At 33.4% G+C, this 22,814-nt stretch carries 19 protein-coding genes and 1 tRNA gene; all 20 read right to left on the reverse strand.

Annotated elements, in window-relative coordinates:
- Window positions 1-710 precede the first annotated feature (710 nt).
- The 20 genes from NYQ10_RS10210 to NYQ10_RS10305 all read right to left on the reverse strand — a co-directional run bounded on the left by NYQ10_RS10210 (window position 711) and on the right by NYQ10_RS10305 (window position 22,810).
- Complete coding sequence (locus tag NYQ10_RS10210) at window positions 711-1,934, reverse strand: site-specific integrase (protein ID WP_289880546.1); 1,224 nt, start codon at window positions 1,932-1,934, stop codon at window positions 711-713.
- 261 nt (window positions 1,935-2,195) lie between these two features.
- A tRNA-Ser gene (locus NYQ10_RS10215) sits at window positions 2,196-2,283 on the reverse strand.
- Between the two features lie 151 nt (window positions 2,284-2,434).
- Complete coding sequence (locus NYQ10_RS10220) at window positions 2,435-2,833, reverse strand: acyl-CoA thioesterase (RefSeq protein ID WP_184167062.1); 399 nt, start codon at window positions 2,831-2,833, stop codon at window positions 2,435-2,437.
- A gap of 1 nt (window position 2,834) precedes the next feature.
- Complete coding sequence (gene ribB, locus NYQ10_RS10225) at window positions 2,835-3,968, reverse strand: 3,4-dihydroxy-2-butanone-4-phosphate synthase (protein ID WP_276174672.1); 1,134 nt, start codon at window positions 3,966-3,968, stop codon at window positions 2,835-2,837.
- Between the two features lie 2 nt (window positions 3,969-3,970).
- On the reverse strand, window positions 3,971-5,425 hold the full coding sequence (locus tag NYQ10_RS10230; protein ID WP_289880549.1) for an LptF/LptG family permease: 1,455 nt from the start codon (window positions 5,423-5,425) through the stop codon (window positions 3,971-3,973).
- An 8-nt stretch (window positions 5,426-5,433) separates the two neighbouring features.
- A complete protein-coding gene (locus NYQ10_RS10235; protein ID WP_289880551.1) occupies window positions 5,434-6,126 on the reverse strand; it encodes a LolA family protein in 693 nt (230 codons plus the stop codon).
- Between the two features lie 7 nt (window positions 6,127-6,133).
- A complete protein-coding gene (locus NYQ10_RS10240; RefSeq protein WP_289880554.1) occupies window positions 6,134-8,593 on the reverse strand; it encodes a DNA translocase FtsK in 2,460 nt (819 codons plus the stop codon).
- A gap of 18 nt (window positions 8,594-8,611) precedes the next feature.
- The gene (locus NYQ10_RS10245) at window positions 8,612-8,986 is read right to left on the reverse strand and encodes a diacylglycerol kinase (protein ID WP_109192327.1); all 375 of its coding nucleotides are present in this window, start codon (window positions 8,984-8,986) and stop codon (window positions 8,612-8,614) included.
- 13 nt (window positions 8,987-8,999) lie between these two features.
- Window positions 9,000-9,497 (reverse strand): thiol peroxidase, encoded by a 498-nt coding sequence (tpx, locus tag NYQ10_RS10250; protein ID WP_289880556.1) that lies wholly within the window; start codon window positions 9,495-9,497, stop codon window positions 9,000-9,002.
- Between the two features lie 411 nt (window positions 9,498-9,908).
- The gene (locus NYQ10_RS10255; RefSeq protein ID WP_008462029.1) at window positions 9,909-10,166 is read right to left on the reverse strand and encodes a DUF6952 family protein; all 258 of its coding nucleotides are present in this window, start codon (window positions 10,164-10,166) and stop codon (window positions 9,909-9,911) included.
- A 60-nt stretch (window positions 10,167-10,226) separates the two neighbouring features.
- Window positions 10,227-10,535 carry a thioredoxin family protein gene (locus NYQ10_RS10260; protein WP_007805605.1) on the reverse strand — a complete coding sequence of 103 codons (309 nt, stop codon included), beginning with the start codon at window positions 10,533-10,535 and terminating at the stop codon, window positions 10,227-10,229.
- Window positions 10,536-10,755: 220 nt separating this feature from the next.
- Window positions 10,756-11,394: a peroxiredoxin gene (locus NYQ10_RS10265; protein ID WP_229352825.1), complete on the reverse strand. Its 639-nt coding sequence runs from the start codon at window positions 11,392-11,394 to the stop codon at window positions 10,756-10,758.
- Window positions 11,395-11,519: 125 nt separating this feature from the next.
- Window positions 11,520-13,133: a glycoside hydrolase family 3 protein gene (locus NYQ10_RS10270; RefSeq protein WP_289880559.1), complete on the reverse strand. Its 1,614-nt coding sequence runs from the start codon at window positions 13,131-13,133 to the stop codon at window positions 11,520-11,522.
- Window positions 13,134-13,135: 2 nt separating this feature from the next.
- Window positions 13,136-13,585 carry a GNAT family N-acetyltransferase gene (locus NYQ10_RS10275; RefSeq protein ID WP_289880560.1) on the reverse strand — a complete coding sequence of 150 codons (450 nt, stop codon included), beginning with the start codon at window positions 13,583-13,585 and terminating at the stop codon, window positions 13,136-13,138.
- Window positions 13,586-13,692: 107 nt separating this feature from the next.
- Window positions 13,693-14,034 carry a hypothetical protein gene (locus NYQ10_RS10280; RefSeq protein WP_091496222.1) on the reverse strand — a complete coding sequence of 114 codons (342 nt, stop codon included), beginning with the start codon at window positions 14,032-14,034 and terminating at the stop codon, window positions 13,693-13,695.
- 31 nt (window positions 14,035-14,065) lie between these two features.
- Window positions 14,066-15,328 (reverse strand): MFS transporter, encoded by a 1,263-nt coding sequence (locus tag NYQ10_RS10285; protein WP_289880563.1) that lies wholly within the window; start codon window positions 15,326-15,328, stop codon window positions 14,066-14,068.
- Window positions 15,315-16,886 carry a glycoside hydrolase family 10 protein gene (locus NYQ10_RS10290; RefSeq protein ID WP_289880565.1) on the reverse strand — a complete coding sequence of 524 codons (1,572 nt, stop codon included), beginning with the start codon at window positions 16,884-16,886 and terminating at the stop codon, window positions 15,315-15,317. The genes NYQ10_RS10285 and NYQ10_RS10290 overlap by 14 nt, the downstream gene beginning before the upstream one ends.
- Before the next feature lie 93 nt (window positions 16,887-16,979).
- Window positions 16,980-18,251 (reverse strand): acyltransferase family protein, encoded by a 1,272-nt coding sequence (locus tag NYQ10_RS10295; protein ID WP_289880567.1) that lies wholly within the window; start codon window positions 18,249-18,251, stop codon window positions 16,980-16,982.
- 43 nt (window positions 18,252-18,294) lie between these two features.
- Complete coding sequence (locus tag NYQ10_RS10300; protein WP_289880569.1) at window positions 18,295-19,500, reverse strand: anhydro-N-acetylmuramic acid kinase; 1,206 nt, start codon at window positions 19,498-19,500, stop codon at window positions 18,295-18,297.
- 310 nt (window positions 19,501-19,810) lie between these two features.
- On the reverse strand, window positions 19,811-22,810 hold the full coding sequence (locus NYQ10_RS10305) for a glycoside hydrolase family 3 N-terminal domain-containing protein (RefSeq protein WP_289880572.1): 3,000 nt from the start codon (window positions 22,808-22,810) through the stop codon (window positions 19,811-19,813).
- Between the last annotated feature and the right edge of the window lie 4 nt (window positions 22,811-22,814).

A 22,814-nucleotide genomic window follows, 5' to 3' on the forward strand; every position in this document is an offset into this window, starting at 1 on the left:
TAATGTTGTTTGAGTATTAGCTTTTAATGTTGTACTGGTATTAGATTTTAATGCTGATATAAATATAAGATTATGCCAGATGGTGCTGTTTCAGTTAAGTATGCTATAATAAAGATAATGCAGGAACTGTTGTTTCTGATAGAAGTAGAACTTCTGATAGATATGCAGATTATTAAAAAGAGTGGTTAAATTTCTTATTCTAGTTTTGGCGCCCATTATTTCACTTGTTTTTTTAAGGCTTTCAGCAATATAGGACTCTCTTTTTCTTTATTATAAATAGATAGCAGGAGCTTATATTGTCTCTAGCTAAATTGTGTCCGCAGTGCGGACACAATTGGAAATGTTCTGTAAAATTTTCGATACCAATTTAATTCGAAGTATGGAAATCTAATTTCGTACTGATACTACTCTTCTTCTGCAAGATATTTATTAAGCAAGTACTGTAACTCTATCTTTTCCTGCCGTTCAATTAGTAAAAATAAACGTGTTTAAATTAGTACATTAGGTTGTGTTAAAATTAGTAAACACAGTCAGTTAAAGAAACCAATAATAATATACTTTTTTAGTGTCCATGTTAATTGCGTCCGCAATGCAGACGCAATTGAAAATGTACTGCAAAACTTGTGATATCGTTTAACTTGCTTTTTTCTCTAAATGGATTTAAGTTCTTTAAGAATCTTTAAATTCAGAAGTTTCTTGGTAAGTGAATGTCACTTAAATTTAGATTTCAGTTTCTCCATGTCTTCCATTATGTTCACATCCAAAACCTTTGCATAATGCTGGGTTTGTTTAGTGTTGGTATGCCCCATCATAGCAGATACGTTCTCAAGTCTTACTCCATTTCCTAAAGTGACAGTTGTGGCGAAAGTATGTCTTGCAACATACCATGTAAGATGTTTATTTATGCCGCAGACATCAGCGATTTCTTTAAGATAAGCATTCATTTTCTGATTGGAAATTTTTGGAATAAGACCCTTGTGCTGATTTTTATATTTAGAAATAATTTTCTCAATGGTTGGTAATACAGGCACATTGGCTCTAATGGCGGTTTTGGCTCTGCTGGTCATAATCCATAAGTTTCCATTTGAATCTTCGGATAAGTTTCTTTCAGTAAGTTCCAAGGCATCGACAGGGGCATATCCTGTGTAGCAGCTGAAAAGAAATATGTCCTTAACTTTTTCCAGACGCGGCGTTGAAAATATCTTGCTCTCTATGGTGTTAAGTTCCTGCTGAGTTAAAAAAATGGCATCTTTAACGCTTAGTCTGCCATCATAAATATTAAATGGGTTTTTTATTATCATATCCATTTTGATGGCGTAATTGCAGGCAGTTTTGTACATTTTCATATATTTTACTACAGAATTGTTTTTGATGCCTGTCTGATCTTTAAAACTGCTCTCATATTTAAGATATTGCTCAAGTTTGAAGACAAACGAGCTTGATATTTCAGATGCCGGCATATCTTCCTTTTTGTAGCTACTGTTTATGAAATTCAAAAGCAGATCTTTTGCTCTTTTGTACTTCTGCAGTGAAGCCGATGCGCGCTCTCCAGTATTTACTCTTTTAGTAAAGAATTCAATGTATGTATCCATAATCTGAATTATCGAGGTTTCTTCAGGCTGGTCTATTTGGGCTTTTCCTGTGAGTTCAGCTTTTAATAATTGAAGGTTGACTTCAGGATCAATTCTGAAGAGTTCAGTAAATTTTTTGGCTGCATTAAGCTGGAAAAGATCAAGTAGGTTTTTCATTACTATTTCCTTTTCAATTTTAAGCTGGTTTCTAAGGTTATTAGTACTTGTCCATCTTTCTTTTGAAATGGCTTGTCCGGTTGACATTGAAATTTGTTTGTTATTGTAGCTCAAACGGGCATAGATTGGAGATTCGCCGTTCTTGTTTGCTCTGTCGGATTTCTGGTAAAAAATTACTTTTAACATGTTATCTAGTTTTAAAATTAATAATCAAATTGAATTAAAAATTTTAAGAGAGCCCTTTGACAGCAGGGAATTCTCGGGGAATTCTTTTGGTTTAGTTACCCTTTTTTGAGAAAAAAGATTCAAAAAATGACAGGGTAACTAATAGGGTAACCATTCTTTGATAAAACATGTGCTTTTTGAAAAGTTTGTAAAAACGAAAAAGCCTTTAAACACTAGTGTTTAAAGGCTTTTGATTTTTAAAGTTTCTTTTGAAACTTCTACTGGCGGAGAAAGAGGGATTCGAACCCCCGGACCTGTTACAGTCAACAGTTTTCAAGACTGCCGCATTCGACCGCTCTGCCATTTCTCCAGTATGTCGCTATCATTAGCTGATTGAGGGTGCAAATATAAGACGGTTTTTTGGTTATAAAAACTTTTTCTCGACTTTTTTTTAAAGTTTTTTAAGATAATTTTCAAGTGTCTAATTATCAGTATTTCCGAAAACGAGATTTTTATAAAAATTATTCTAAGTCGTCTAAAATTGGCGTTGGTTTTTTGTTTTCGTCAACTGCAACAAAAGAAAAAGTTCCCGAAACTACCGTTTCGCGAAGCTCCGAATACATCTGTTCCATAAAAATATCGACATGAATTTTACAGCTTGTTCTTCCTACGCTATCAACTTTTGCTACTAATTCGATTAAAGTTCCGGCGGGAATTGCCTTTTTAAAATCGATTTGTCCTGTAGAAATCGTAACTACTTTTTTGCGACTGAAACGTGTAGCGCAAATAAATGCCACTTCATCCATAAGATGTAATGCAGTTCCTCCAAATAAAGTGTCGTAATGATTTGTTGTACTAGGAAAAACGGCCTTAAAAATACGAGTTTCAGATTTCTGAATTCTTTCTTCTACTGTTCCCATATTAATAATTAACGTATTCTGTAATTTCAAGTCCGTAACCAATCATACCAACGCGTTTTGTTTGTTCAGTATTCGAAACCAATCTTATTTTAGAAATATCAATATCATGAAGAATTTGAGCTCCAATTCCGTAATCTTTACTGTCAATGATAACTTTTGGAGCTTTTAAAGTTCCGTTAGATTGTAATGTTTTAAGCTCCGAAATTCTGTTTAAAAGATTTACAGCTGTCATATCTTGATTGATGAAAATAACAGCGCCTTTTCCGTTCTCGTTAATTACTTTAAACATATCATCCAATTGCTGTTCCGCATTGTTGGTTAATGTTCCAAGTAAATCATTATTTACTTGAGAAGAATGTATTCTGGTTAGAATTGGTTCGCCAGAATTCCAAGTCCCTTTTGTTAGAGCAATATGAATTTGTTTGTTAGTAGTTTGCTCGTAAGCTCTTAATCTGAAAGTTCCGAAACGAGTTTCAATGTCAAAATCTTCCTTTTTAACAATTAAACTATCATGTTGCATTCTATAAGCAACTAAATCTTCAATAGAAACTAATTTTAAATCAAATTTTTTGGCAACTTTAATCAATTCAGGTAGACGAGACATTGTTCCGTCTTCATTTAGAATTTCGCAGATAACCCCAGCAGGTTTAAATCCTGCTAAACGTGCAAAATCAATAGCTGCTTCAGTGTGTCCGGTTCTTCTTAAAACACCACCTTGTTTAGCAATTAAAGGGAAAATATGACCAGGTCGAGCTAAATCGTGTGGTTTTGTATTTGGATCGACTAGTGCTTCAACAGTTTTAGAACGATCAGAAGCAGAAATTCCAGTTGTAACGCCATTTCCTTTCAAATCAATAGATACAGTAAAAGCAGTTTCCATATGATCTGTGTTGTTCGTAACCATCGCGCGCAAATCAAGTTCTTTGCAACGGCTTTCTGTAAGTGGTGTGCAAATTAATCCACGACCGTGAGTAGCCATAAAATTGATCATTTCTGGTGTTACTTTTTCAGCTGCTGCCAAAAAATCACCTTCATTTTCACGATCTTCATCATCGACTACAATGATTACTTTACCTTGACGAATATCTTCTATAGCTTCTTCAATGGTATTTAGTTGTATTTTTGTTGTTGACATAATTATTCTTGCTTTTGAGCTGGAAAAAACCGCTCGGAAATTTTCTGAAATAGTTGTGAAATCGGGGTTGTAATCGCATCAAAATTAATTAACCCGTTGTCGTTTGTTGCACGATACGTTAAGAGAACCGCTAATGGCGATAGGATAATGGATGACATCCATGAACCTAAAAATGGAGACATACCGCCTTCTTGTGATAATCTTTTTCCAAAAGTATTAATGAAGTGGAAAGTAATAAAGATTAAAACAGCAAATACAATCGGAAGTCCAAGTCCGCCTTTTCTAATAATCGCACCAAGTGGAGCTCCAATAAAAAACATTAAAAAACACGCAAAAGCAATTACAAACTTTTCATACAATGCGCTTAAGTGCTTATTAATTTCTCTTTGTTTATCCTTTAAATCCTTTTGAGTAGTTTCTATTGAATAAATATTACTTGTAATATTACTTCCAGCCATTTTAAAAATATCTACTTGATCCTTGTTAGAATACAATGACACTAGATTGTTTGGAAGTTGTTTTTTCTTTACCTGTTTATTTGTGTTTTGCGGACCTCTTCTAATTCCAACTCTTTGATTGATGTTTTCAGAAAAAGAAACAATTTCGTTGTCTAAGTTTTTGTTTAATGAATCCAAAGTGTAGCGCAATTCATTAACATTCAACATTGCATTTGTACCAGCAATGCTTTCTTTGCTATCATCGACTTTGTTTAATTCGGCTAAATCAATATTGATAATCTGCTTCTTGAATTTTCCTTTTATGAAAGGCAATTTTGCACGATCTTCATATTTTTTTGGAGTAACATCTTGATAATAGTAACCGTCATTCAAAACTAATTGAAGAATGCTAGATTTTTCACTGCTAATTAATTCGCCTGTTTTAGATTTAATAACAGTTTTGTTTTCGCCCATACTGCTGGGCTTTTCGTGAATTGTTACTCCAGTAAGATGATTTCCGTTTTCTCCAGACTTTTTATTTACCTTAATGTTGTAAGTGCCAACATCGTTAAACTGTCCTTCAGCAATTGCCATTGCTGGCTTAGCCTGTGCAATATTTTTTCTAAAGTTTACAAATTTATATTCTGCATACGGAATAACATTATTTGCAAACCAAAAAGCGACAATACTTAAAACGAAAATAAAAATAATCAATACGCGCATAGCTCTTTGCAACGAAATACCAGAAGATTTCATGGCTGCGAACTCATAATTTTCGGCCAAATTTCCGAAAGTCATAATCGAAGCCAATAAAACTGATAATGGCAAAACCAGCGGTATAATACGAGGCATAGAAAAAAGCAGGAATTTCACAACCAATATTAAGTCGAGATCTTTACCTGCTAGTTCTGAAATAAATAGCCATACTGTTTGAAGTATGAATATGAAAAATAGGATTACAAATACCGTGGCAAATGTAAATAAGAATGTTTTTAATAAGTATTTGTCTAGAATTTTCAACCTTCTGATTAATCTAATTTATTAATGTAGTATTTAGGGTATTTACTCGCTACAAAGGTAAATTGATTTTTTGATAATGGCTGATTGGTTTTAAAAGAATTAACGGTTAAAGTTGTTTTTGTTCCGTTTTTTCCTGTTTCAATCAAATTATAAATGTGTTTTGTTTGACTGTCAATACCTAAAAGAATTTCTTTTCTTTGATCTTTTCCGCTTGTAGGAACTAATTTAATGTACTGAATTTTTCTTCCTTTTACATTTTGAACAATGTCCATATTGTATTTATAGCCAGAATTAAAGAAAGTAAGCATTTTTGAAGGAGTAACTGCGTTGTCATCCTTCTCATTTACTTTAGAAATTGTAACTTCTTCGTCTTCAGGGACAATTGTGTATGTTTTTTGACCATCAAAAATTTTAGTAACACCCATGAAATTCAACACATATTGGTTTCCTTTCATCGTTACATTTCCTTTACTGTCTTGATTAATGTTTTCTTTAGCATTATTCAAAGAATATTTAAAATCAATTACAATATTATCGTAGCTTTTTATTTTAGAAGTTACTTCGTTCAATAGATCTTTTGCTTTCTTATCTTGAGCCTGAATAGAAGTGAAGCTCAAAAGCAAAATAACTGCCATTTGAAAACACTTTTTAGTCATGTTTGTGATAGAATTTTTGTTGATTTCTTGAATTTTTGTTCTCATGATTGGATTAATTTTGTTCATTATTAAAAAATTGATCAAGAGCACTTAAGTCTAAAATATTCACACTTCTAGCTTTACTGCCTTCGAACGGACCAACAATACCTGCTGCCTCAAGTTGATCGATTAAACGACCTGCTCTGTTGTATCCTAATTTTAATTTTCGCTGCAATAAAGAAGCAGAACCTTGTTGGGCATTGACAATAATCTCCGCCGCTTCTCTAAATAAAGTATCTCTTTCGGAAATATCTATATCAAGATTAATGCCAGTTTCTTCTCCAACAAACTCTGGAAGTAAATAAGCCGTGGCATACGCTTTTTGTGCGCCAATAAAATCGGTAATTTTTTCTACTTCTGGTGTATCAATGAAAGCACACTGAACACGAATGACATCATTCCCGTTTGTGTATAACAAATCTCCACGTCCAATAAGCTGATCAGCACCTTGTGTATCAAGAATCGTTCTAGAATCAATTTTAGAAGTTACTCTAAATGCAATTCTCGCAGGGAAATTGGCTTTAATTAAACCTGTAATTACGTTTACAGAAGGTCTTTGTGTTGCAATAATCAAGTGAATACCAATAGCACGCGCTAACTGAGCAAGACGCGCAATAGGTACTTCGACTTCTTTTCCTGCAGTCATGATCAAGTCGGCGAACTCATCGACAACTAAAACAATGTATGGTAAAAATCGGTGACCGGCTTCGGGATTTAATTTTCTTGCTTTAAATTTATCGTTATATTCTTTGATATTACGAACCATCGCATCTTTTAATAAAGAATAACGATTGTCCATTTCGGTACAAAGTGAATTTAAAGTATTGACAACTTTTGCGTTATCTGTAATAATTGCATCCTCTGTGTCTGGAAGTTTAGCTAAATAATGTCTTTCAATTTTGTTGAAAAGCGTAAGCTCTACTTTTTTTGGATCGACTAGAACGAATTTAACTTCTGCTGGATGTTTTTTGTATAATAATGAAGTTAAAACAGCATTTAATCCGACAGATTTTCCTTGTCCTGTTGCTCCAGCCATCAGTAAGTGAGGCATTTTAGCTAAATCGACTACAAAAGTTTCGTTAGAAATGGTTTTTCCTAAAGCAATTGGAAGTTCCATTTCAGCTTCCTGAAACTTAGCCGCGCCAATAACACTTTTCATCGAAACCATAGTTGGGTTTTTGTTCGGAACCTCAATACCGATAGTACCTTTTCCTGGAATTGGCGCAATAATACGAATTCCTAATGCTGATAATGATAAAGCAATATCATCTTCTAAACTCTTAATTTTAGAAATTCTAATCCCAGCTTCTGGAACAATTTCATATAAAGTTACCGATGGACCAACGGTTGCTTTAATTTGTGCAATTTCAATTTTGTAGTTTCGAAGTGTATCTACAATTTTGTTTTTGTTTTCTTCTAATTCTTCTTGATTAATAGTAATTCCGCCAGTCGAGTACTCTTTTAATAAATCGATGGTTGGAAATTTATAATTCGATAAATCTAAAGTTGGATCAAATAGTCCGAAATCGGCAACTAGGCGAGAAGCTAGATTTTCTTCAATAATATCTTCTTCTTCGGCTTTTTCAATTACAAAAGCTTCATCTGGAGAAACTAAAGGTAATTCTTGTTTTGGAGTAATTGGCTTTAAAATTGGATTTAACTCAATCTCAGATGAATGAGAAATAGTTGGTTTTAATGCTTCTTTATTGATTTCAAATTGAGAATCAACAGTTTTTATGTGAATATCATCCAAAACAGGATCGTTTTCATCTTCTTTTTCTTCTTTAATAGCAAATTCTTCCAGATTATAAGCACTTTCAGGCTGATTTGCTATTGGTTTTAAAGTGTTTAATTCTGATTTGAAATCTTTTTTAGTAGAATCAAAATAGGTTTGAATTTTTTCAGGAGATAATTTAATTTTGAAAATAAGATACACGATTAAACCGAAAAGCAATGTCAATAAAGTACCAGTTTTTCCGATATAATCTTGTAGGAATAAATTCAGTTCATAACCAATTGTTCCGCCTAATTCTGGTGCAGAAGTTGCAAAGAAACCAAACAAAATAGAAACTATAATGATGGCGAAAATATCCCAAAACCAAGTGTTTTTTAACTTTTGAGTTGAAAGTTCCAATGCTAAAAACATTCCGGTAAGAAAAAATAGACGGACGAATAAAAAAGAAGCAAGTCCAAAACCTCTGTAGATTACTAAATCGGATAAATAAGCTCCGAATTTTCCAAGCCAGTTTTCGACAACTTCACTACGATCTCCAAGTTGGTTTACAATACTTTGGTCATTTTGCCATTGTCCGTTAACGTAAAATGAAATAAATGCAACCAACAATGCAACAGAAAAAAGAACTAGAAGACATCCTAAAACAAATTTTTGTTGTTTAGACATCTTAAAAGATCTTTTGTTTACTTCTTGTTTGTCGTTTTTTTTATCTACAGTTTCTTTTTTATTTTTTGCCATTCTTGCGTTTTCCTTTGCCTAAATAAATTTTGGAATATAAATAATCAAACCTATTGCTATTGCAGTCATTGCGGCAAAAAATACCGCTCCGGCAGCAATATCTTTGATAAATCCGATTCGTTTGCTGTAATCAGGATGGATAAAATCGGCAATTTTTTCAACTGCCGTATTCAATCCCTCAATGCTTAAAACCAAACCGATGGCAAATGTTTGACATAGCCATTCGGTTTGTGAAATATGAAAATAGAACCCAGCAATTGTCATGATAATTCCCAAAGAGAATTGGACCATAATACTGTGTTCGGTTTTAATCAATTTTACTGCTCCTTTAAAAGCATAAGTCATGCTTTTTAAACGGCCAGTAACAAAAGTATTGTCTTTTTGAAACTCCATTTAAAGGAAAATATTATAGTGCTGCTAAAGCTGCTTCGTAATTTGGTTCGTTTGCAATTTCAGAAACTTGTTCTGTGTGAACGATTTTTCCATTAGCATCAACAACAATGATAGCTCTTGAGTGTAAACCTTTTAATGGTCCGTCAACAATTTCTAAACCGTTTGCTTTACCAAAAGTTCCTTCTTGAAAATCAGATAAGTTTACTACATTTTCTAAACCTTCAGCACCACAAAAACGTTTTTGAGCGAAAGGTAAATCTCTAGAAATACATAAAACTGTAGTGTTTTCTAATCCGCTTGCACTTTGGTTGAATTTTCTAACAGATGCAGCGCAAGTTCCAGTATCAACACTCGGGAAAATATTTAAAACTAATTTTTTACCAGCAAAAGTGCTTAATGAAGCAACTGATAAATCGTTTTGAACTAAATTAAAGTCAGCTAATTGTGATCCAACTGCTGGCAATTCGCCTGATGTATGAACTGGATTTCCTCCTAATGTGATAGATGCCATGATTTTTGTTTAAAATTAATGAGGTTCAAAAGTAAGGATTAATATTTGAATCTAAAAGTATTTGTTATGGGTTTAAGGAGAGATTAAGGATGGTTTTTAGGTGGCCTTGAATTCACGGATTTATGTACTTATTTTAGATTTTAGTCCCGAAGCCTCGGGATAGATTTCAGATTAATTGCACGTGTCAGGCTGAGCGAAGTCGAAGCCCACATAAGTTGCTCCATAATCTAAATTGCTAATCTTTGTCGATATACTTTGCGCGGGCTTCGACTTCGCTCAGCCTGACAAAGATTGCTTGAAAACTGAAAATTGAAAACTGCGACTGAAAACTGAAAACAAAAAAAAAGCGTCTCCAAATAGAAACGCTTTCCTTGTCATGTTTTTTATTTTTCTTTGAAAGAGAGGCTCGATTTATTTATCGATAGAACCTAAAACACGTTTCATAAACGTATTTAAAGCTTCTTTTTTATCTGTTCCTTGAGCTACAAGTTTCTGTACTTCAAGAGCGCCATACATATTTGAAATCAATTCGCCGATTACGTCTAATTCTTCATCTTTAAGAGAAGGAATTTCAGTCATCGCTTCTAGGACTTCAATCGTTTCAATGATATAATCCTGATCGTTTTCTTCGATGAATTGCGTTAAATGCTTTATTACTGGTAATTTCATTTTGCGGAGTTTTTTAGAGCTTTGTCAAAGTTCTAAACTTTGACAAAGCTTAATTATGAATTAAGCAATTGCGTTTACAAGATCGATTAAAACTTCTTGTTTATTAGTTTGCGTTTCGCCAACTAATTGTCCGTTTACGAAAGTTGCAAATGTTGGCAGGTTACTCACATTAGCTAATTTTCTTGATTCAGGAGAATTTTCTGCATCAACCAAAACAAAAGTGATAGCTTCATTTTCTGTTGCTAATTTTTTGAATTTTGGTTTCATAATACGACAATTTCCACACCATGAAGCTGAATATTGTACTACTACTTTTTCGTTTTTAGCAACTAAATCTGCTAACGTATCTTCGTTTAAGTCGATTAACATGTTTTTTTGTTTTTGAGGTTCAAAGTGGCAAAGGTTCAAAGAGACAAAGTTTTTGGAACTTTGTAAAATATTGCAATAATTTTGTTGCTTAATCTTTACCGTGTTTTTTGAGAAATTTTAAAGTAGCAAAGGTTCACAGATTAAAGTTTGAAACTTTGTAGATAGCAACAAAAAAGCTTTGTCACTCTGTATCTATGAACCTTTGTACCTTTATAAAAAATTAGTTTGCGCTTAAGTATTCAGCAGTACTGATTCTGTCAGCAGACATTGCTTCTTTACCAGCTTCCCAGTTTGCAGGACAAACTTCACCTTTAGTTTGGATGTGAGTGTAAGCGTCAACCATTCTTAAGTATTCGTTTACGTTACGTCCTAATGGCATATCGTTTACGCTTTCGTGGAAGATTTTTCCAGTTTCGTCAATTAGGTAAGTAGCTCTGTAAGTTACGTTTGAACCTTCGATGATAACTGAATCAGTATCTTCGCTGTAGCTTGTAGATTCGATATCAAGAATACCTAAAATGTTAGCTAAGTTACGGTTAGTGTCAGCTAAAATTGGGTAAGTAACACCTTCGATTCCACCATTGTTTTTTGGAGTATTTAACCAAGCAAAGTGAACTTCGTTTGTGTCACAAGAAGCACCAATTACGATAGTATTTCTTTGTTCAAATTCTGGTAATGCAGCTTGAAAGGCGTGTAATTCTGTTGGACATACAAAAGTAAAATCTTTTGGGTACCAAAATAAAAGTACTTTTTTATTGTTGTTTACTGCTTCTTCAAAAATGTTGATTTTTAAATTGTCACCCATTTCTGAGATAGCATCTACTGCAATACTTGGGAATTTTTTTCCTACTAAAGACATAATTTTTGATTTACGTTAAATATTTATTTCTGGTGCAAAAGTAGGGCATAAGTACAGGTACTTACAATAAGATGTGATTATTAATATTTATAAGTTAATAAATTTTGATTATTTTATGTTTTAACTTATTGAATTTCAATGTTTACGGGTAAAGTGCCATTCGAACTATTTTTTCCTAAAAATTGAATTCCTGCTGTTTTTTGAAATTCTTCAAAATCTTGATAGGCTTCTACTAGTCCAAAAGCCTTTTTCAGATTTGGAATTAATGGCAATGAATATGGATTTCCGAAAACATAAACAATACATTTTTTGGTTTGAAGTAAATATGAAAGTAATTCTAAAACTTCACTATCAATTTCAAAATTGTTCAACGGTTTTGCTTTTGGAACAAATAATGAAATTAGAATTGTTTCAAAGTTTTCTAATTCTTGTTTGATCGATGAAATATCCGAAACTTCTAAATTTTCAAAAGTAAATTCTGGTGATGGAAGTTTTGTATTTAAAGTTTTGAAAAATGTATTTTCAGTATTTTTATATAAACTTAGTTTGGCTAATTTGTTGTTTTTCTGAGATTCAAAAGCTAATTCTAAACTTGAATTATCAATGATTGTTGTAATCATATTTTGAGCGATTTCCAAGTTTAATTTTGATGTTTTTTCGAAATTTAATTCACCTGAAGCTTCAGTATTTCCAGAAAGAATTCCAGCTTTTTCTTTGGCTTTCATAATTCGGTTATAACTTTCGAAAATACGGTCTGGAGAAGCATTTTTATAGATGGCTTCAATTCCTTCTGGTACATTTTCGGCGAAGCATAAAACGTCATTTCCTGCGTTGAAAGCTTCCCATTCTAGCTGTCCTTTGGTTTCGTACAATTTAGAAACGCTGTGCATATTTAAAGCATCAGAAATTACTAAACCATCATAGCCTAATTTATCACGCAAAAGATCTTGAATTACGGCTTTCGATAATGTTGCAGAAGTATCTTTTCCGTTGTTCAAACTTGGAACAGCCAAATGTCCAATCATAATTGAATCGACATTATTTTCGATTCCTTTTATGAATGGATATAATTCGTTTTCCATCAATTCTTCCAGAGTTTCCTTTAAAACAGGCAATCCTAAATGCGAATCGACGTTTGTATTTCCGTGTCCAGGAAAGTGTTTTAGACAACCTAAAACATCAACTTCTGACATTCCGTTCAAATATTCAACAGCAAAATCGGCTACTTTTTCTTTGTTTTCACCAAAAGAACGATATCCAATTACAGGATTATTTGGATTGTTATTAATATCTGCCAAAGGCGATAAATTGTACTGAATTCCCGCTGCTTTTAAATCTAATCCAATTTGTTTTCCAACTTCGTAAACCAATTTTGATTTGTTTTCCGGCAAGGCGCCAAGTGTAATTGCATATGGATATTGAGGTGTTTTTTCAATTCTCATCGCCAATCCCCATTCTGCATCAATACTGATTAAAAGTGGAGTAGAAGCGGCTTTTTGATAACGGACAATTAAAGCTTTGATTTTTTCGTAGCTATCGTCATTAAAAACAACTTTTTTCTTGCTTTCGTAATTTGTTGCAGCACTTGCTCGACTGTGAAAAAACGTTAATCCGCCAATATTGTGTTCTTTAATTAAACGTTCAGTTTCCTTAATATTTTCTTCTGTATCGTTGATAAATACGGCTGGAAAAAAGAATTGCCCTATTTTTTGTCGTAATGCTTCTGCTGTAATTTTCATTATTATAAAGTCTTTTTCATGCATACACTATTATCCATTTCTTCATAAGGTGGATAATTTGGAATGATGGTATAATTTAATTTTTGATATAAGTTGATGGCTTCTGGCTGATTTTTTCCAGTTTCCAAAATGGTATAAGTGTAGCCCACTTCTTTTGCCCAAATTTCTAGTTCTTTTAAAATGGCAGAAGCAATTCCTTTTTTGCGATAATCAGGATGAACGTACATTCGTTTAATTTCGGTTTTGTCGCTTTCTTTCTCACGAAAAGCGCCACAAGCCACAGGGATCCCATTTTTGTAATATACAATCGTATGCTTTATTTTATCTGTTTTATTGAACTGATTGTAAAAAGCATGATCATCTCCGTCTCTAATCGCTAAATCTTGATCTAATAAAGCAACGAGATTTATAAAATCAATATCGTCTGAATTGGTTCGTTTTAGCTTAATCATGACCTAAAAAGTTTTTTTTACCATTAAGATATTAAGTAAATTAAGCTAAACTTTATGAACTTAATATCTTAATGGTAAGAAGAAAATTAAGCTTAATTTAAATTTAATTATTTCAGTTTTGCCTTTTTTTGTTTGGCTAATTGTTTTTGGGTTTCAATGGCTTTTTCCAATCGGTTTTTGAATCTGAAAAGTTTTGGAAGTCCTTCCAATCGATCTTCAATTGTAATTTCTTCGTAAACCAAAATGGCTTTTTCTAAAACCCTAATTTCGTTGTCGAGATCGTTTTGATTTTTGTAGATCGTTGCCAGTCGATCGTACGGATGGTTTCCTTTAAAGCTTTCTGCGACATTTTCTTCATACAATTCAATTGCTTTTTCAAGATTTCCATTTTTCTCGAACTCAGTTCCTTTCAGATTTCGTTCGGCTTGCAAATTTTCATTGATTTCCATATGTAAGAGTTTGATTTGGGATTTAAACTTCTTATGATTTTTTCCCAAAATCTTTCGGGAAAACTAAAAAACGTGATAAAATAAGACCTGGAATTGTAGCAATCAAAACCCAGATAAAGAAATTTTGATAGCCTAAATATTGTTGTATATAACCGCTTAACATTCCTGGAAGCATCATTCCTAATGCCATAAAACCAGTTGCAAGTGCATAATGTGCTGTTTTTGATTCTCCTTCGGCAACATGAATTAAATACATCATAAAGGCTGTAAAACCAAAACCGTAACCAAATTGCTCTAAAATTACAACAACATAAATGTAATAAATTGATGTTGGGTGAAAAAATGCTAATAGAATAAAGCCAATAATTGGTAAATGCATCGCCAGAAACATCGGAAACATCCATTTGGTAAGTCCATGTCTGGAAATGGCAATTCCGCCTAAAATTCCGCCTAAAGTCAATGCACCTACACCAAAAGTTCCGTAAATAATTCCAACGGCTTCTGTATCTAATCCCATTCCGCCTAATTCTTTTCCATCCAATAAAAACGGACTTAACATTTTTAGTAATTGTGATTCTCCTAATCTGAAAACGAGAACAAAAGCCAAAATTAATCCGATTTGTTTTTTCTTGAAGAAACTGATAAAAATGGTTCCAAAATTTTGATGAGGAGTTTCTTTTTTGTTTTCTACAGCATTTATTTCATTTTTTGGTGTAAAAATGAAATTGTAAGCGGTAATAAACGTCATCAATAACCCAACACAGATCATAGTATAAGACCAAGCTTTTGTGTTGTCTCCATATTTATGCTCCAAATATCCGGCAAAAAGTACCACTAATCCGTTTCCGGCAAGCATTGAAAGTCTGTAAAAAGTACTTCTGATTCCGATAAAAAAAGATTGTTTGTCTTCTGGCAAAACCAATAAATAAAAACCGTCTGTCGCGATATCATTTGAAGCCGAAGCGAAAGCGGCAACCCAGAATATGGCTAACGACATCATGAAAAATCCATTTGTTGGAATCGCTAATCCGACCAGTAAAAAGGAAATAGAAATGATAAGTTGCATCCATAAAAACCATTTTCTTTTGGTTCCGATTAGTTCAATAAGCGGACTCCAAAGCGGTTTTACTACCCAAGGAAGATATAATAAACTGGTATAAACTCCGATATCTTCATTTTTTATACCTAGATTTTTGTACATAATTACCGAAACTGAAATAATTATGGCATACGGCAATCCAGATGCAAAGTTTAGAAGCGGAATCCAGAACCAAGGTTTATTATCTATTTTCATTAGGTTGTGCAGGTATATAGTTTTTAAATGGTTTTTTTAGATCTATGGCAGTTGGCGTGCTTTCATTGGCATAATAATCAATGAAAGTTACAGCACAAGCTTTGTAAAGGTTTAATTTTCCAGCAGCAATTGCGAAAGTAATTTTTCCGTCAACTTCTTTGACAGTTACTTTTTCTACAATTTTTGTAGCATCGCTAATGTCAATTTTAGAAATATGTTCACCTCCGTAAACGACCATATAACGAACTTTTGTGTTTAATGGACTTTTAAAAGTGAAGTTGTAACGAATGCTATCTTTACTATATTCAATCACTTTTGGAGTATCAATTATGACATGTTTTAAATTCGGAACGGCTGCAGGAATCGCAGGATATTTATATTGATTTTCTTCTAAATGACGAACGACATCGAAGTTTTTTCCCATAAACCATTTTGAGCTGAAATAAGCACTTCCGGAAACGTTTTTAAAGGTTCTTAGAAAATCAATCTGCGTTGGGATTTCAGTTACAAAATTCCAGCTTTTATCTGAGTCGCCTCTAATTTTATAAGAAGCATGACCGATATAAATAGCTGTATTATTTGAATTTTCAGACCACCATTTTACCAATTTCGAATAAGATGCTCTTGTATTATTCATGCTCCAATATAATTGAGGCAGAATATAATCAATCCATTTTTGATCCATCCATAACATAGGATCAGCGTATAAATCATCATAATTTGAAGTCGATTGCGTTTCAGAACCTCTCGGATCCTGAGATTTATTTCGCCAAACCCCAAATGGACTAATTCCGAATTGAACCCAAGGTTTACTGTCTTTTATTGTTGTTGAAATAGTATGTACAAAATTGCTCACATTGGCACGACGCCAATCGGCACGGCTTAAACCGGCACCATATTTTTGGTAAGAAGCATTGTCGTTAAATACTTTTCCGGGAACGGCATACGGATAAAAATAATCATCAAAATGAATGGCATCGATATCATATTTGTCGACTACTTCTTTAACTACTTTTGTTAAATGGGCCTGAACTTCTGGCAAAGCAGGATCATAATAATATTTTCCGCCGTATTCAATCATCCATTCTGGATGTTTAAAAAGATCGTGTCCAGGACTTAAAAGATTTTTATTCAAATCGAAAGTTGCACGATAAGGATTTAGCCAAGCGTGAAATTCAAATCCGCGATTGTGTGCCTGTTCAATCATCCATTCCAACGCATCGTAATACGGATTTGGAGCTAAACCTTCTTTTCCAGTTAAAAATCGAGACCAAGGCGCAAATTCAGAAGGATAAATGGCATCACCAACACTTCGAACTTGAACAATTACAGCATTATAATTTAATTTTTTATAGGCTTCTAAAATTTCAAGGTAATCAGCTTTTTCTTTTTCTACGTTATCTAAACTTGTTTTCGGCCAGTCTATATTCACAACGGTGGCGATCCAAACACCTCTAAATTCGTTTTTAGGATGCATTGTTTTTTCCTGTGCGGAAGAAATCGTCGAAACGAAAAATATAAATAGAAAAGAGAATATTAAATACTGATTTTTATGCATTTCAATGTTTTTTAACAAAAACCAAAAATAGTTTTTTTAGATGATTAAAGGAAATTTAAATTTCGCAATAATAATACCATTCTTTCTGAAATACTAAACTTTGAAGATCAGTTTTCTTTTATACAAAATCCATAAAATAATTGACCAGAAAAGGGCATAAGCCAGTGCATAAGCCAATGATGCATTTAACGGATTTTCAAAAACAGGTACAATTCCATATTCATAAATGTAAGCTTGAAAGCCAATTTCGTCACCTCCAATTTCTGGATTCTGCATTTTTATAGAACTCATTACTCTCGGAATTATTCCAGAAAAATAGAAGACAATCATTGGGTTTACACCCCAGATTAAAAACAATTTAGCCCATTTTTTATAATTCGCAACATCGATAACGTAATACAAAAAAGTCAAACATAAAGTAGCAATTCCGCCCGTATACAAAACATAAGAACTTGTCCAAAGTGATTTGTTGATTGGGAAAATAATATTCCAAAGTAATCCTGAGATCAATAGCACAATTCCAGCGATAGCTAGTTTTTTTACAATTTCGATTTTAGAAACTGATAAATTTAAAATTTGTCCGATAAACATTCCTGTAATTCCAGTTGCGATGGCAGGTAAAGTGCTTAAAATTCCTTCTGGATCCCAAGTTTTAGAAACGCTCCATAAGTGTCCGTTTAAAAGTAAATTATCGAGCCATGCTGCCAGATTGGTACCTTTTTCAAAGTTGGCTTCTCCAACTCCCGGAACAGGAACAAAAGCCATCAACAGATAATATCCAACCAAAATTGAAACGGCAGTTATGATCTGTGTTTTTAAATTGGTTTTTAAATATAAAAGAGACGTAAAGAAATAAACGATTCCAATTCGCTGTAAAACTCCAGGAATTCTCGTGTCTTCAAAGTGTTCTAAACCGCTGTAGGCTAAAGATAATAATACAATTAAGATTCCGAAAACTAGATAGGTTTTGACTTTTAAACTAAAATTTCCCAAAAGTGCATAGGCGATTCCGAAGAAAATAACGAGTCTTATTGCTAAAAGCGGAAAACCTTCCAGGCCAAATAAATGTATTCTTCCAAAAAAAGCCAAAGAAAATCCTAAGCAGAAAATGCGAAGTGATCGAACTAAAATTTTATTAAAAACAGCACCATCAAGATGTTTAACCGGCATAGCAAAAGGGATTGCTGTTCCCATAATAAAAACGAAAAAAGGAAAAACTAAATCGGTTGGTGTACAGCCGTGCCATTCTGCATGTTCCAATGGCGGGTAAATAGATGACCAGCTTCCCGGATTATTAACTATCGTCATTAGAAAAATAGTAAATCCTCTAAATACGTCCAGTGAGGTTAAACGTTCTTTTGTCATGGTTTTTGGTTTGTTAATAGTTTGAGGTTATTTTTTTTTTGAACTAATTAGGCAACGAAATTTTTCCCATAGTTACTGACGGAATTTTTACAGAATTAAATTTAAAATCGCCTCCAGCAACAGTTTCATTTGCAAGAACAGCAAAAAGAATCGCTTCTTTGGCATCGCTGTTAATTCCTAAATCATTGCTTTTGAAGAAAGCACAAGGCAGTAATTCTTTTAACCATTGTACAATTAAAGGATTATTGGCTCCTCCGCCAGAAAGATAAATTTTAAAATCTTCAATTTTATAAGATGAATTTTCTACAGCAAATTGAATCGCTTCGGCAATGGTTTCGGCTGTAAAACGCGTTAAAGTTGCCAGTAAATCGGGTGCTGAAATATTGGTAAGATTGCTTTTTGAAAGAGCTAATTCTACGTATTCAGCATTAAATAATTCTTGTCCGATGGTTTTTGGAAAACCTTTTTTGAAAAAAGCATTGTCTTTCAAATTGTCCAATAAAACCTGATTTACAGTTCCTTGTTTGGCTATTTCTGCATCTTTGTCGTAGCTTTTGTCTAAGAAATATTTCTTTACAAAAAGATCAATCAAAGTATTTCCTGTTCCAGTATCGGTTACAAAAGTGTCTTTGGTTTTTATGGCTGAAGGCAGATAAGTAAAATTGGCAATCCCGCCAATGTTGAGCATAATTCTGTTTTCGCCTTCTTTTCCAAATAAAAAATAATCACCGTAAACTGCTAAAGGAGCGCCTTCGCCACCAGCAGCAACGTGTTTCTGTCTAAAATCAGATAAAGTGATAATTCCTGTTTTTACCGCAATATGATCGCCGTCTCCAATTTGTAATGTCGCATTTGGAAATTTCTCTTGCTGATGCAAAAACTTTGGCGCATGTAAAACAGTTTGTCCGTGAGAAGCAATTAAATCAATTTCTGAAGCGGGAATATTCCATTTTTCTAAAGTTTCATTTATCATTGAAGCATGAAGCAAACCAATCCATTCGTTTAGCAAAGCCAAATGCTGAAAATCAATATTTTTTTGAGCAAAAACTTTACGAATTTCTGTTTTGATTTCTTCCGAATAACTAATCGTTTCAAATTGAGCCAGCTTTACATTGATATTTACGCCAGATCCTGAAATTTCGCATAGCGCAATATCCAATCCGTCAAGAGAAGTTCCCGACATTAGTCCAATTATTCGCTTTGTTTCTTTTTGAGCAATTTGATAAAGCGCTTCAATATTTTTGTTCATGAAAGTTATTTTAAAATGCTGCTAAAGTTAATCAGTTGGTAGCAATTAATTCTAACACATAGAAACATAGATTTAGATTTCTTAAAAAAGGCGTTTCACTTTTCTTAAACAAACATAGCGCTATGTGTTATATACTAGTTTTTTTAGTCAGCCCCAGCGGGGCAAAATATTTATAGAAATTCAATCGGATAGATGTAAAGAGCTCCAGCGGAGCGACATATTTTTATTTCGCTCCGCTGGAGCTCTTTTGCAAACAATAATAAATACAATTTCTATAAATATTTCGCTTCTCCGAAGCTGATCTTTGCTTTTACTTTATTATAGATTCATAAATTATCTTCTGAATATCTTCTCGGATCTTTTCTTTAGCTAATTTATTTCCTTCTTCGCCAACTTCAGGATAAGTTCTGTTCGATAAAAACACATAAACCGTTTCGTTTTCAGGATCAACCCAAGCCATATTTCCTGTAAAACCAGTATGGCCAAAACTAGATTTAGATGCACATTGACAAGTTGGGCCGTCTTTTCCTAATCTTTTATCGAAACCTAAACCTCTTTCAACGCCTTGAGCGCAATAAAAACAAGTATTAAAAGTATCAAAAGTAGCTTCAGAAAAATAACGTTCTCCGCCATAACTTCCTTTTTGAAGAAACAACTGCATCATTTTGGCAACATCCATAGCGTTCGAAAAAATCCCCGCGTGTCCTGCAACTCCGCCTTCCATTGCCGCTGCCATGTCGTGCACATAACCTTGTATTAGTTGATGTCTGAAATAATTATCAATTTCGGTTGGAGCAATTACATTTTTATCAAATTTCAATAACGGATTATAAGTTGTGTGATTCATTCCCAATGAATTGTAGAAATTTTCCTGACTTAAATCTTCCAGTTTTTTATGCGTTGCTCTTTCCAGATATTCTTTTAAAATAATAAAAGTAAAATCGCTGTATTTGTATTCTTTTTTTAATGAAATAGGAGAGTCGGCGATAAATTTCATAATTGTGTCATGATAATCATTTCTAATGAAAAGACTGTCAGCCACTTTGGTTGTGAAATTTTTCTCTGGAATTTTTCGATAGTATTTATCAGAAGGAAAACCTTTTGCATCTAACGTCGATTTGTAAAACGGACTCCATGCAATTAATCCCGCATAATGATTTAATAAATCTTTAAATGAAATGTCTTTTTTGTTAGATTTAGAAAACATTGGAAGCATTGTTCCCAGTTTTGTATCTAATTCAACTTTATTTTTATCGTATAACTGCATCACGTTTGGAAGCGTAGAAATCATTTTTGAAATCGAAGCAACGTCGTATAAATCAGCATTTGAAACTTTTACAGTTTTATCGTATGTCTGATATCCGTATGATTTCTGAAAAACAACACTTCCTTTTCTTGCCACTAAAACCTGCATTCCCGGAGCCATTTTTCCGTCAATTGCTTTTTGAGCGATAGCGTCTATTTTGTCAAGAATTGCAGAACTCATCCCCATGTTTTCTGGTGTTTCAAAACCTAAACGATCGATTTTTTCGGTATCGATTCCGTCGTTTACTTTAAAATTATCGTTAATTGAAACTGGTAATTTTCCCTTAGCGCTTTTGGCTCCAAACAAAATTTCGGCAGAAACAATCTGAGAAATCGTTGAATTTTGATACGAAACAACCATTCCTTCAATGTTATCAAAGTTTTGGATGGAAAGCAATGAATAAGGTTTCGTAAAAACATCTAAAATGACTTTATTGTTTTCGGCAATTTTATTCAAGAAAAACAATTCATTCGAAGAGAAATCATGTTTTTCCCAAGCTTTATTTACTTTATGATAACTTACAATTACTAAATCATAATTCTTTAATTGAGCGTTTAAAGAATCAATATTGGTATTTGAAACTTCTGTTATTTTGGTATATTTTTTTAAAGTCGAAACAAAAGTGCTGTTTACATCTTCTCCCAGTTTTACATAAGCAATTTTCTGATTCAGATTTTTGATCGGAAGAATGTCTTTTTTGTTTTTTAAAACGGTAGTGGCGTTTTCAAACAAATTGTATTGAAGCGCATCTTTATCAGGACTTGTCAAATCTTTTTGGAGATTTTTTAAATCAACAGGCTTGTATTTGTTTAATCCCGCTTTGAATTTATAACGCAGGATTTTTTTAACCGAATGCGCTAGACGTTCTTCGGTAATCTGTCCATTTGCATAAAATATTTTTAGTTTTTCTAAAGCCGCTGGAACATCGTCTGGACAAAGAAAAATGTCATTTCCTGCTTGTAAAACTGCCAATTCAAGATCTCCGACAGGTTTAAAGTTACTGGCGCCTTTCATTCCTAAACCATCTGTAAAAATCAGTCCTTCAAAACCTAATTGTTTTTGAAGTAATTCGGTTACCACATTATAAGAAGCAGAAGAAGGGACATTTTCGCCTGGTTCTAAATTCGGAATATTAAGGTGTGCGACCATTACAGAAGCCAAACCTTCGTCAAATAGCTTTTTGTATGGATATAATTCGACTTCATTCATATGTTCTTTGCTGTAAGCAACCGTTGGAAGCGCTTTATGTGAATCGACAGCTGTATCTCCGTGTCCGGGAAAATGTTTTCCTGTACACAAAACGCCTTGACTCTGAATGCCTTTCATAATGGCAGAAGCGCGATCAGCAACATTGGTTTTGCTTTCGCCAAAAGAACGATTTCCAATAATCGGATTCAGTGGATTTGTATTAATGTCTAAAACAGGGGCAAAATTGAAATGAATTCCCATTCTTTTGCATTCGCTTCCCATTTGTCTTCCGACTTTTTCAATAAGATCTAAATCCTGAATCGCGCCCAAAGTCATATTCCACGGATAAGCGTAGGTCGAGTCTAAACGCATGCTTAATCCCCATTCGGCATCAAGTCCAATAAACAAAGGAACTTTAGCTTTTGACTGATATAAGTTGGTTAATTTCGCTTGACGAACAGGTCCGCCCTGAAAGAAAATAATGCCACCAATATTGTATTTTGAAACCAATTCTTTCACTTTATTAACATGAACAGAATCTTTGTTAGAATAAGCATTTGCAAAAAATAATTGTCCCAGTTTTTCGTCCAACGTCATTTTACTGTAAATGCTGTCTGTCCAACGATTTTCGGCATCACAATCGGGAACAAAAGGCTTTTTTTCTGCTTTGCTTTTTGGAATGTAAACTTCTTTATTTTCTCTTGAAATAGGCTCGTTTTTGTCAACAGCAGTTTTACTTTTTTTAGAAACACCACAATTGATGATTAAAAAAAGCACGGCTGTAAGTAAACCTATTTTTATAATTGTATTTTTCATGAAA

Origin of the sequence: Flavobacterium johnsoniae (genome assembly GCF_030388325.1) — a bacterium.
GTDB lineage: Bacteria > Bacteroidota > Bacteroidia > Flavobacteriales > Flavobacteriaceae > Flavobacterium > Flavobacterium johnsoniae_C.

Excerpts from the sequence above, each read along its gene's own strand:
- NYQ10_RS10290 (WP_289880565.1), bottom strand. The coding sequence starts at position 16,886 with ATGCATAAAAATCAGTATTTAATATTCTCTTTTCTATTTATATTTTTC.
- NYQ10_RS10275 (WP_289880560.1), bottom strand. The coding sequence starts at position 13,585 with ATGATTAAGCTAAAACGAACCAATTCAGACGATATTGATTTTATAAAT.
- NYQ10_RS10240 (WP_289880554.1), bottom strand. The coding sequence starts at position 8,593 with ATGGCAAAAAATAAAAAAGAAACTGTAGATAAAAAAAACGACAAACAA.
- NYQ10_RS10235 (WP_289880551.1), bottom strand. The coding sequence starts at position 6,126 with ATGAGAACAAAAATTCAAGAAATCAACAAAAATTCTATCACAAACATG.
- NYQ10_RS10270 (WP_289880559.1), bottom strand. The coding sequence starts at position 13,133 with ATGAAAATTACAGCAGAAGCATTACGACAAAAAATAGGGCAATTCTTT.
- NYQ10_RS10295 (WP_289880567.1), bottom strand. The coding sequence starts at position 18,251 with ATGACAAAAGAACGTTTAACCTCACTGGACGTATTTAGAGGATTTACT.
- NYQ10_RS10260 (WP_007805605.1), bottom strand. The coding sequence starts at position 10,535 with ATGTTAATCGACTTAAACGAAGATACGTTAGCAGATTTAGTTGCTAAA.
- NYQ10_RS10280 (WP_091496222.1), bottom strand. The coding sequence starts at position 14,034 with ATGGAAATCAATGAAAATTTGCAAGCCGAACGAAATCTGAAAGGAACT.
- NYQ10_RS10265 (WP_229352825.1), bottom strand. The coding sequence starts at position 11,394 with ATGTCTTTAGTAGGAAAAAAATTCCCAAGTATTGCAGTAGATGCTATC.
- NYQ10_RS10305 (WP_289880572.1), bottom strand. The coding sequence starts at position 22,810 with ATGAAAAATACAATTATAAAAATAGGTTTACTTACAGCCGTGCTTTTT.
- tpx (WP_289880556.1), bottom strand. The coding sequence starts at position 9,497 with ATGGCATCTATCACATTAGGAGGAAATCCAGTTCATACATCAGGCGAA.
- NYQ10_RS10255 (WP_008462029.1), bottom strand. The coding sequence starts at position 10,166 with ATGAAATTACCAGTAATAAAGCATTTAACGCAATTCATCGAAGAAAAC.
- NYQ10_RS10220 (WP_184167062.1), bottom strand. The coding sequence starts at position 2,833 with ATGGGAACAGTAGAAGAAAGAATTCAGAAATCTGAAACTCGTATTTTT.
- NYQ10_RS10210 (WP_289880546.1), bottom strand. The coding sequence starts at position 1,934 with ATGTTAAAAGTAATTTTTTACCAGAAATCCGACAGAGCAAACAAGAAC.
- NYQ10_RS10245 (WP_109192327.1), bottom strand. The coding sequence starts at position 8,986 with ATGGAGTTTCAAAAAGACAATACTTTTGTTACTGGCCGTTTAAAAAGC.
- NYQ10_RS10285 (WP_289880563.1), bottom strand. The coding sequence starts at position 15,328 with ATGAAAATAGATAATAAACCTTGGTTCTGGATTCCGCTTCTAAACTTT.
- ribB (WP_276174672.1), bottom strand. The coding sequence starts at position 3,968 with ATGTCAACAACAAAAATACAACTAAATACCATTGAAGAAGCTATAGAA.
- NYQ10_RS10300 (WP_289880569.1), bottom strand. The coding sequence starts at position 19,500 with ATGAACAAAAATATTGAAGCGCTTTATCAAATTGCTCAAAAAGAAACA.